This is a genomic window from Actinoplanes sp. NPDC051343, from assembly GCF_044455125.1.
Lineage (GTDB): Bacteria > Actinomycetota > Actinomycetes > Mycobacteriales > Micromonosporaceae > Actinoplanes.
On the sequence record NZ_JBITEL010000054.1, the window covers coordinates 1 to 1,456 of the forward strand.

At 68.5% G+C, this 1,456-nt stretch carries 1 protein-coding gene; it reads left to right on the forward strand.

The genetic code is table 11. From position 1 onward, the window contains the following. The first annotated feature begins 150 nt into the window (after nt 1-150). Entirely contained in the window at nt 151-1,431 is a 1,281-nt protein-coding gene (locus tag ACIA5C_RS48620) for an IS701 family transposase (protein WP_396068201.1), read from the forward strand. Nucleotides 1,432-1,456: the final 25 nt, after the last annotated feature.

Sequence of the window (1,456 nt, forward strand, 5' to 3'; positions counted from 1 at the left end):
CTAGTACGGCAGCCGCCGTTCGTGAGGTGACCTCGGATCCCGCAGGAACGAGGACGGCCACCGCATGATCGTCTGTGCGTTGTGGACACAACATCAGACCTTGCGGTGGCCGAAGGCCACAGCTTAGAGCCTGCTCAGTGGCGTCGAACCATCGACCTGGTGACCGGCTCGTTCGCGGGCCGGTTCGCCCGGGTCGAACCCCGCCGGGCGGCCGCCAGCTTCGTCACCGGCCTGCTCTGCGACCTTCAGATCAAGACGTGCTGGCAGCTGGCCGAGCAAGCCGGGCATGGCCGGCCGGACGCGATGCAGCGGCTGCTCTACCGGGCCAAGTGGGACGCCGACGCGGTGCGTGACGATGTGCGCAAGGTCGTTGTCGACCGGCTCGGTGACCCCGACGGGGTCCTGGTGGTCGACGAGACTGGCGATCTGAAAAAGGGCGTGCACACCGTGGGCGTGCAACGTCAGTACACCGGCACCGCCGGGCGGATCGAGAACGCCCAGGTCGGTGTGTTCCTGGCCTATGCGAGCCGACACGGCCACACCTTGATCGACCGGCGGGTCTACCTGCCGAAGTCCTGGACCGGCGACCGTGACCGGTGTGAGCGGGCCGGCGTTCCGGACGACATAGCGTTCGCCACCCGGTCCGAGCTGGCTGACGATATGGTCACCGCCGCTGTGAAGGCGTTGGTCCCGGCCCGGTGGGTCGCCGCGGACGAGGCCTACGGCAACAACACCAGCCTGCGGGCCCGGTTGCGCGAACTCCGCCTGGGTTACGTCCTGGCGGTCTCCTGCGATCATCTCGTGCCGATCGATGGCGGGAAGACCCGCTGCCGAGCCGACCGGCTGGCAGAGAACCTGCCCGCCATCGCGTGGACCCGGCGCAGCGCCGGCGACGGATCGAAAGGGCCACGGTTCTACGACTGGGCCTGGCTGGCCGACGTCGGCGCCGACGGTGACCCCGACGACGACGGCCGGCACAGCCTGCTGATCCGCCGCAACAACACCACCGGCGAGCTGGCCTTCTACCGCTGCTGGACACCCGGGCCGGCCACCCTCGCTCAACTCGTGCGGGTGGCCGCAGTCCGCTGGATCGTGGAGGAATCGTTCCAGGCGGGAAAGGGCCAGGTCGGTCTCGACCAGCACCAGGTCCGCCGCTGGACGTCCTGGCACCGGTTCACCACCCTCGCCATGGCAGCCCTCGCCATCCTCGCGATCTGCGCCGCAGACGCCCACACCCCAGACCGCCGCACTCAGCCCGACATGATCGATTTGACGGTCAACGAGATCCGCCACCTGATCAACGTCCTGCTCATCCGCCCGACCCGCAGCATCACCCACCGTTTGCGCTGGTCAAGGTGGCGACGCCGACACCAGGCGCGAGCCAAACGAGCCCATTACTCCCGCCGCCTCAACCTCGAACCCCAGCCATGATCACGATTGGCGGCTGCCGTACTAG